Annotated in this window: 9 protein-coding genes and 5 pseudogenes; 7 read left to right on the top strand and 7 right to left on the bottom strand. The window is 33.1% G+C overall.

Translation table 11 applies throughout. The features are described 5' to 3' along the window. The 4 genes and pseudogenes from BR72_RS27690 to BR72_RS16865 all read left to right on the top strand — a co-directional run. Positions 1 to 932 (top strand): annotated as a pseudogene (locus BR72_RS27690) (alpha/beta hydrolase family protein); the annotation flags it as partial. Between the two features lie 404 nt (positions 933 to 1,336). Then, a complete protein-coding gene (locus BR72_RS16875) occupies positions 1,337 to 1,678 on the top strand; it encodes a PadR family transcriptional regulator (protein ID WP_035434739.1) in 342 nt (113 codons plus the stop codon). Next, the gene (locus BR72_RS16870) at positions 1,671 to 2,153 is read left to right on the top strand and encodes a hypothetical protein (protein ID WP_035434736.1); all 483 of its coding nucleotides are present in this window, start codon (positions 1,671 to 1,673) and stop codon (positions 2,151 to 2,153) included. Before BR72_RS16875 ends, BR72_RS16870 begins: the two co-directional genes overlap by 8 nt. After that, positions 2,150 to 2,677 carry a permease gene (locus BR72_RS16865; protein ID WP_035434734.1) on the top strand — a complete coding sequence of 176 codons (528 nt, stop codon included), beginning with the start codon at positions 2,150 to 2,152 and terminating at the stop codon, positions 2,675 to 2,677. Before BR72_RS16870 ends, BR72_RS16865 begins: the two co-directional genes overlap by 4 nt. Positions 2,678 to 3,116: 439 nt before the next feature. On the opposite strand, the pseudogene BR72_RS25025 reads toward BR72_RS16865, so the two are convergent. The 5 genes and pseudogenes from BR72_RS25025 to tsaA form a co-directional block, all read right to left on the bottom strand. Continuing rightward, positions 3,117 to 3,413 (bottom strand): annotated as a pseudogene (locus BR72_RS25025) (cupin domain-containing protein); the annotation flags it as partial. Next, positions 3,406 to 3,504, bottom strand: a pseudogene (locus BR72_RS27170) (tyrosine-type recombinase/integrase); the annotation flags it as partial. The pseudogenes BR72_RS27170 and BR72_RS25025, both read right to left, overlap by 8 nt. A gap of 24 nt (positions 3,505 to 3,528) precedes the next feature. Then, positions 3,529 to 4,053, bottom strand: coding sequence for a hypothetical protein (locus BR72_RS16855; protein WP_035434731.1), 525 nt, complete (start codon positions 4,051 to 4,053; stop codon positions 3,529 to 3,531). Between the two features lie 722 nt (positions 4,054 to 4,775). Further along, complete coding sequence (locus BR72_RS16850) at positions 4,776 to 5,363, bottom strand: GNAT family N-acetyltransferase (protein WP_051957348.1); 588 nt, start codon at positions 5,361 to 5,363, stop codon at positions 4,776 to 4,778. Positions 5,364 to 5,389: 26 nt separating this feature from the next. Further along, a complete protein-coding gene (gene tsaA / locus BR72_RS16845; protein WP_035434729.1) occupies positions 5,390 to 5,851 on the bottom strand; it encodes a tRNA (N6-threonylcarbamoyladenosine(37)-N6)-methyltransferase TrmO in 462 nt (153 codons plus the stop codon). 245 nt (positions 5,852 to 6,096) lie between these two features. Here tsaA and BR72_RS16840 point away from each other — a divergent pair. After that, positions 6,097 to 6,294 (top strand): annotated as a pseudogene (locus tag BR72_RS16840) (IS4 family transposase); the annotation flags it as partial. Positions 6,295 to 6,849: 555 nt separating this feature from the next. Here BR72_RS16840 and BR72_RS16835 read toward each other — a convergent pair. Continuing rightward, positions 6,850 to 7,407 (bottom strand): isochorismatase family protein, encoded by a 558-nt coding sequence (locus BR72_RS16835; RefSeq protein WP_035434727.1) that lies wholly within the window; start codon positions 7,405 to 7,407, stop codon positions 6,850 to 6,852. A 125-nt stretch (positions 7,408 to 7,532) separates the two neighbouring features. Beyond that, the gene (locus BR72_RS16830) at positions 7,533 to 7,733 is read right to left on the bottom strand and encodes a DUF1272 domain-containing protein (protein WP_035434724.1); all 201 of its coding nucleotides are present in this window, start codon (positions 7,731 to 7,733) and stop codon (positions 7,533 to 7,535) included. A gap of 148 nt (positions 7,734 to 7,881) precedes the next feature. On the opposite strand from BR72_RS16830, the gene BR72_RS16825 reads away from it, so the two are divergent. Next, positions 7,882 to 8,313, top strand: a complete 432-nt coding sequence (locus BR72_RS16825) for an Lrp/AsnC family transcriptional regulator (RefSeq protein WP_035432052.1) — start codon at positions 7,882 to 7,884, stop codon at positions 8,311 to 8,313. Between the two features lie 269 nt (positions 8,314 to 8,582). Continuing rightward, positions 8,583 to 8,815 (top strand): annotated as a pseudogene (locus tag BR72_RS16820) (IS4 family transposase); the annotation flags it as partial.

Below are 8,815 nucleotides of genomic sequence, written 5' to 3'. Positions count from 1 at the left end.
TGGCATCCATGATCGCGATAGTACATATTTGGGAACAAAAATCTTACGAGACCTTGCGGTGGGCCTTTCATCCAACGGAATTGCAGTGTTGCGCTATGAAAAACGTTCCTTAGAACACGCATTAAAGATGAGTGCAGAACCTGGTACGTTAGACCGTGATACTACAGATGATGCCATATATGCAGCAAAATCAGCAGCGCAGCAGGAAGGCATTGATCCAAATAATATTTTCATTCTCGGACATAGCCTAGGAGCTGGCACAATGCCGCGTATACTGAGCAAAGCGCCTTCCTCACTTGTCCGAGGAAGTATCTTACTCGCACCACCTGCACGCCCTTTGACTGACATTGCCATTGATCAGAATCAATACCTTGGGGAACCAAAGGAAGTAATCGATGAACTAAAAAGACAGTTCGCTTTTATCCGGAGGCACTGAAAAAGTGATTGTTTCGAAAAAACAAGACATATTTTATCAGTATATTGAAAGTGAAAAGGAGTCTGTCACCTGTATATAGTAGGTGACAGACTCCTTTTTCTTATAATGAGGACTTTTTCAGTGGCCTCCTTTTATCCAGGATCCTACTTTCAATCCTGACCATCCGCCAGCTGGCTACAATTTTCCGTTTCCTCATTTTATGTATGATGTTTCTAGGTGGCGTCCAGTTGAGGAGGCAAAATTACGAAAAGAGCCTTTACTGATTCTGCAAGGGGCATGCGATTATCAAGTAACAGTAAAAGATGAATATACAAAATGGCAGGAAGGACTTTCAAACCGCGGGAATGTTCAGTTCAAAGAATACCCGAAATTGAATCATTTCTTCACGGAGGGTGACGGGGAATTAAGTCGTCCTAGTGAATACGAAATCCCTGCCAATGTTCCCGAGTACGTCATCCAGGACATTATTACATGGGTCAACGAGACAAAAAAATAAAAAAACATCAAAAGCCTTCATGCAATCATCATTGCGTGAAGGCTTTTTTGAAACTAGTGATTTCATCCAAGTGATTCAGACATATCTATTATTTTCGTTATCATTTTATATAATATTTGCCTTGTTACCCTTATAGGGGGAGCGTTACATGCCCCCTAGAAGACATCGCATTCATTTCTGTTGACTTTATCAATTCTTCGGTAGTATTTGCAATTGAATTCATGTTATCACAAAGATAAAAAAACATGTAGTATATTTTAGTATTGACATAACATTTAAATTATTTTTATACTGTTAATAACATATTACTGTTAACGACAGTAATATGTTATTAACAGTGTTGACTTTAATGTTATGTTAACGAAAAAATTTTTTTACATTTAAATTAGGAGGCTATATATTTCATGAAACATACAGGAAGACATACAGGTGCATTTCTTTTGCTGTTTTTAACAGAGGGAGATTGCTATGGAGGGAAACTTCTGCAGAAATGTGAAGAAGAGCTTCCCATCAATCCAATTGATAGTGCCATCATATATCGCACACTAAAAAAATTAGAGAAAGAAGGTGCTGTTGAGTCTTATTTGGATACAACTGATCAAGATAAGCCGATAAAGATGTACAAAATTACTACAGTTGGAAAAAGAAAATTAGAAGATTTTCAAATAGATATTGAAGAAAAAATTAAGAATTTATCATTTTTCTTAAACAAATATAAAGAATGGAAGGAGTATGATCATGATTAATGGTGTTATCCTTTACGCTATCGCTATTATTCTTATCAGTATCTCTTTTATAAAGGATCGAAATAAAACAAAAGATGCTCTATTAAAGTCATGGAAAATGTTTCGTAATATTATACCTGACATGTTATCAATTATGCTTTTCGTTGGACTATCACTATCTATATTAACGCCTTCCTTCATTTCTTCCATCATTGGGGAAAAATCTGGATTCATCGGTATTGTTTATTCAGCAATAATTGGCTCTGTTGCACTCATTCCAAGCTTTATTGTGTTTCCTCTAGGAAATACATTAGTCCAAAATGGTGCAGGCCTCCCTCAAGTTGCGGTATTAATGTCTACATTCATGTCAGTAGGAATCACAACTTTACCGATGGAACAAAAGATATTTGGGCGAAGTTTTGCTTATTCTCGTAATGCATCTGCATTGTTAATGTCTCTCATATTCTCGTATATTATTTGGGTGGTGATGGTATGAATGAATTAAAAAGATATCGTTTCTTTTTCATTTTACTATTGGGACTCATTATATTGGCTTTTATAAACCAATCGTTGGGATGGAACGCATTTCAATTAACAGGAAAAAGTATTTTAGATATGCTGTTTCTACTTCCTCCTGTCTTAATATTCGTAGGGTTGCTTGACCAGTGGGTGAAGAAAGAAACATTAATTAAATATATGGGGGAAAAATCTGGCATCTATGGCATCTTGTTCTCCCTATTACTAGGAGGAATTGCAGCCGGTCCACTCTATGTTGCTTTTCCAATCGCGGCACTTTTATTAAAAAAAGGAGCGAGCATACGATACATTGTATTTTTTCTAGGAGTTTGGACAACTGCAAAATTACCGATTATGGTATATGAATTTGCTTCATTTGGAATTAAATTTACACTCATTCACATTTGTTTTGGTTTATTATTTTTCTATTTAATGGGTGTTATTTTTGAAAAATTTTATGACCACCGACAATTGTTAAAGTATGATATAACGAAAGAAGTTTAGATTTAGATCAATAAGTCTTTAAACTCCTCAATCACAGATTCTTTTGTAACTGTAGATTTTAAATAGCATTTGATCAAAAATCCTTTATAAATCCGCATTTTAAGATAGGAATCATCTTACATCACCATCAACTTAAGAATTTTATAACGATCCTAAACAAAAAATTTGTACATTTTCATCTGAGGTGTCAAATTTCTCATTTTGGGATAGTTGCTTTTCTTAGCTTGATGGCGATGAGGTAGCGTCACATGCCCATCAAACTTACATTTTGAAATGCCCCAAAACGAAATTTTTATCTTTTCGTAGGTGTCTATGAGAATTTAGTTCATTTTTTCGTTTTGGGGTAATTCTGAATTCTTAAGTTGGTGAGTATGGGGAGGCCCCCTTTTTAGTGGTTAAAATAACTCTCTCTTTTAATATTTACATGTGGAGGAGCTATTTAAACTAATGATGGGGTTAGTACGAATAAAATGTGATTAGGTTCAGCACTCTTGTTCAAAAATCGGTGTTTAACATTTGGTGGAATGCGTACCACATCTCCTTCATCTAAAAAATATTCGGTTCCTTCCAATTCAACATATGCTTGACCTTTCATAACCACAGCAATCTCTTCTTTATCGTCATGTAAATAATGACTCTCTGTAGTAGTAGTATGTGCATTCAAATCCATCATTAAGAGTTCAATATGCGCCTTCATAAAATCTGGTGTTAATACATCATAGACAATATCGTTTGAAAAGAGCTTCTACATCTCCATAGGTCATCGGTTTACCTCTGTTCTTACCGTGCAGTTTGACGAATACAAAGTTGGTTTCGGTATCCGCTTCTCATTATAGTCTGTTTAAGTTATGTCAACTCCTTATTTTTAGGGATTCGATTGTACTAAATATTCGTGTATATACATCCTTAATATTTGCTTCATTTACATTATCATTGTATAGTCCAAAACCCCAACTTTGAATATTTTCACCCTCTTGAAAATAACCTGTCGCATATTCACCTGATTCTACTTTTGGAAAATCTTCATAAGATACTTTTTCATCAACAAAAGGAATATATGATTTTTTTGTCTCAATAAAGAAAAATGGAATCCCTGCCTCTTTATATACTTTCGCATATTTACTATCGGCAGCCTCTGACAAATGCTCCTTCATAATAAAAACGGCATCAAATTTTGATGCAAGTGTTTTCCCTTCCTCTAACTCATTCAAAGTTATAGTTGTGAACTTCACGTTTTCTTCCCTTACTTTTGGAGCATTTCCTATAATACCGATGTTTAAGCTCTTCCCTTTATATAGGGATGAGTTAACTGTATTAGAATTACATCCAGCTAATATCATTAAAATGAAAAAGAAAATGGGAAGTGTTTTCCTCATTAGCAAGACCTCCTTTAAAAATCATAACGAAGATAGAATTGAAGTAAAATTTATTTACTTTTTAATAAGTGGATTCGTTACTATTCCATTATTAGATAAAGAAAAACATTTACATGAAGCGCTTCTAATTACCTTGTATTCATTTGGTCACAGACTGAGCAGAAAAATTCAAGATAAAGTCACCCCTACAAAGGTTTCTTGTTTATCCATCTAATATAATTAGAATTTTCCGTATATCCATTTTACATATAGAGGTATTGACATATCGCCATCAAGTTAAGAAATGCATTGTTCCCAAAACGAAAAAAATGAGCCGAGTTCTTATAAATAACTGTAAGAAGGTAAAAATTTCCGTTATGGGGGTGTTTCAAAATAATTTTTTATTTCTCAACAGTTAACAAATTATGGGGATTAAAAATATGAGATGTTTTCTAATTTAGCCTTATTTGGAACATCATCAATGATTACAATTTGATAGGCACTGTCCCTTCCTTTTGCGGGCGCAAAGATCAAGTGAATTTTAATGTAAGCAAATATGTATAGTTAGCTTTCATTTCCCTGCAATCATTGACTTTGTTCATATTCTCCTTATATCCTCAAAATCAGCAAGAAAAGTATAGATTCAAAACATTATAAAGAGGTAGTGACAGGGTTGCTGTCATAGACCGCAAAGTATTGCTTATAAACTACTAAGTTTCATTACCAAAAACCCCTTCCGTATTCTAAGAAAGAGACATCCTATTCACATAATCCTTGTTATCAGTAGTTACTTTAATTAATTTTTTACTTAAAACAACACTTCTGTAATTTGTAATTTCCCAATTGATATATTCAATAAAACGATATCCCTTATCACCATAATATTTAATAAGATGACTGGCTCCCTCAGCTGTATCTAATGCGAGCTCCTCTATCCCTTCTTTTATTGCTAACTCTTCAACTAATTCAATCAACTTTCTTCCGATTCCCATTGATTGATAAGAAGGATGGATGCCAAACTGACCTATTGTTGCTACATTATCTTTGTTATACCAATTACATCCTTTGTTTTTCTCTGGTGAGTAATAAGAAATTGAACCAATAATTTTATTATTTCGAATGGCAACAAGGCATAATGCCTTGTTAATTCGTTCAAGAGTAATACTAGAATCCTGATGACTTGCCAGATAATTAAAACCTAAATCAGCCAGTTTTTTATATGACTTATTTAATACTTGGGTTAACTGTTCAATATCATCTTTCTTATTATCGAAAACACGAATATGTATCCCGTTATAACAAGCTAAAATATTTTTTTGAACTGTGCTCACATATATACCCCCTTTTCTCTATCACATCACTTCCAATAATCTTTCATTAAAACAGTAGACCAATTTGCTTGTTTAATTTCATTCTTAGGAAGAAATTCCTTCATTACAGGTTTAATATCAATAATAGGCGTTCCATCTATTGCATCTAATCCTTTTACCACTAACTTATTTCCAGTATGCTCTATCAATTCAACTGTAGTTACACCCAATTTATTCGGTCTATTTTTCCCTCTTTGCGAAAAAATGCCAACTTTCGGGAAATTAGGGTTATTTCTTGGGTGCCTTGCTTCATACTGGACTTTATCATCAGATACTTTATCAAAGTAAAAAATCACTTCTAAGTGTGAAAAATCTTCTATTCCTTGTAATGCAGATTCATTTAATTCATCAGTTAGTTCAATTACTGAAACAACACAACCCCAATTATCATCTCTCATTTCTTCACGAGAATTATGAACATATGCAACTGGTTTAATTGTAATTTCCATATAAATCCCTCCAGACACTCCTTTTTATTAATCCTATAAGACATTTAGCGATAATTAAATTTTGTTTTTCTTATTAATTTAATAAGTTTTACTAATAACCTACTAAAAAAATATTTCACTCCCTAAAATTATTTCTATTATGGGTCCCACCCCATGCCCATCAAACAAAGTTAAAATCACATCTTCAAAATTTTAAAAACGCTATGCTTATCGTAAGAAGTTTATGAGAAAGGATGGTATTTTTAATGAATCCTATTATTTCAAGTGAACTGAATCTTTTCGCACAAGAGCTACAATACTTTTTATCTCCAGTAGTCCTGCAAGATATCTCCAAACAAGTTGGCTTTGTACAGCGATTTAGTAAGTATCAAGCAAACGAACCCATTGCCCTTTGCGTATGGCTCAGTCAAGAAATTGCTAGCACATCACTTACACAATTGTGCATCGCCTTTATCAGCCGCTCAAAAAAACGGTCGTAAATGTCATAGGTATAAGAAGATAACCGTCTTTGATATTCTAGGGATTGTGTATAAAACGACGGTGAAGCATAGACAAGCTGCCTAGGGAAAAAATTGCATTTTAATAGGCTTCTTTAGCATGCCTACTTTTTTATCACTTGCTAGTTTTGAAACCAGGATCATTTCGTATCTAGTAATTTACTTGGTTAGCTTGATGGACATGGGGTATTGACACATGCCCATCAAGCTAATATTTTGAATTACCCCCAAAACGAAATTTCTATCTAAGAATTAAACCATTAAATGTAAAATTAAAATAAATGTATTTTATTTTAATGTCTTAAATACGCATAACCCCGTTCCAATTTTAGAACGGGGTTAAAATAAATTTTTTTAGTTTCTGATATGATATACTTCCATATTAAAAATATAATAACACACATTCGTTTAAATGTGGTTTGGGTTATTCCACAATCACTCCTGATTGCTATAGATCAATAATTTTTTTGAGGTTCTCAATTTAACAGGGTAAATAGTGATTTATCGGTAATTGTTATGAATTGGTTGAAACAAATCCTCTCGGCTGGTCCGAACAACAGAAAAATTGTCAACATTGTAATGACCATGAAGTATTTCATTATGATGACTTATTATCTTTTCAGCAGATAGGATTGAAGAATCTGTCGTTGAATGACCATCCCCAACTAAAGTAACATCAAAATGATTCACCGTTGCAGTTCTAACCGCTGTGTCAATACAGTGTTCTGTTTTACATCCCATGATAATAAGATGTTCGATCTCGTTTTCCTTTAAAAAATCCATTAATAGTGTACCATAAAACGCATTTGTAGCTACTTTATCAAATATTTTTGCATTGGTTGGCACTTTTACTGTCTGGTGTATTTGAAAACCTGGACCTTTGCCACCAGCAACATCTTTATCCCTTACAAAGATAATCAAAGCATGTGATTCTAGTGCTTTATTAATAACCAAATTAACATTATCTAACAATGCTTCTTTATTAAGCACATTTTTAGTTTCGTTATTACCATCAACTAATTCTTGTTGGACATCAATAATAAGCAAAGCTTGGTTCAATATAAAAACTCCTTTATACTATAATTTATATATGTTCCCCATATCTTTCTTCATTTTAATAATCATAATATCGCCCCCTTTTATCTTTTGAACCTATTTCGTTACGAACCTAATAAGTAGTATTGTTATATGTTAAGAGAGCAGACACTACTAGATAGGGGTCTAGGTCTTTTGACAAGCTCTCCTTGACAATTAGGACATACATAATTCATTAATTTTGTACACTCCTCACAAAATGTACATTCATGTGTGCAAATAAAAGCTAAAGATTGCTCTTCAACCTTATTATTACATTTCTCACAGCATTTCCTCATCTCAAGTCCCATTTTTATTCCTCCAATAACATTTTTTTCATTATATACATAAAATTATAAATATAATATAATTTTGTTTAAATACAAATTATTAGCTATTTCATCCAAAAGACTTAAAAAATTTATTTATTATAAGCGTTTTGCTTTAAATAAAAAGGGGATGTTTAAAACGGACCATATTGACCGAAATATTTTACATATTCTTCAAGAAGATGGACGCATATCTATGACTGAACTAGGAAAAATGGTGAACTTATCAACACCTGCTGTAAAAGAAAGAGTAAAAAAATTAGAGGATAAAAATATTATTACAGCCTATAGGGCAGTTATAAACCCAGAGAAATTAAATAAGAATGTAACGGCTTTTGTTTTGTTTGAATCAAAAAAATGTCAACAATTCAGAAATTTTTGCAAAGAAAATCCCATGGTCTTTGAGTGCCACAGATTAGCCGGACAATATAGTTATTTGGTGAAAATAGTCACTGAATCGGTACAACATTTAGAAGAATTTATAGATGCTTCAATGGAGTTTGGCTATCCATCAACTTTAATTAACTTATCATCACCAGTAAAATATAGATGTATTTTTTAGAATAGAGTTCTTCGAAGCTATTTAAGAAATTCTTCCACATGACTATCAAACTAACAAAACAAGAATTCCCTAAAATGAAAAAAATACGCTATCCTTGCTGTATCATCATAGGAAAGGGTGGCGTTTTTGTATGTCTATTTCTGTATCTGATGAATTACAGCTATTTGGGGTACCGCCACATCGCTATCAAGCTAAGGTTTTACACTATCCATAAAGCAAAAAAGACGTTATCCTTTCTGTAGAATTATAGGAAAGGATGGCGTTTTTTTATGGATTTTTCGATTCTTGACGAACTTCAACCGATTGCTGAAGAATTACAACGACATATGTCTCCTCATGTTCTAGAACACCTAGCTAAAGAAAAAGGATTCGTTCAGCGAAAGAGTAAATATCAAGCAAAGGAGTTAGTTGCTTTATGTGTATGGCTTAGTCAACAGGTCGCAAGTACATCACTCACACAATTATGTAGCTGTCTTGAAGTATCTACAGGTGTTCTTATTAG

The organism is Bacillus sp. UNC322MFChir4.1, from assembly GCF_000746135.1.
Classification (GTDB): Bacteria; Bacillota; Bacilli; order Bacillales; family Bacillaceae_G; genus Bacillus_A.
This window is presented reverse-complemented; position numbering and strand designations above follow the sequence as displayed.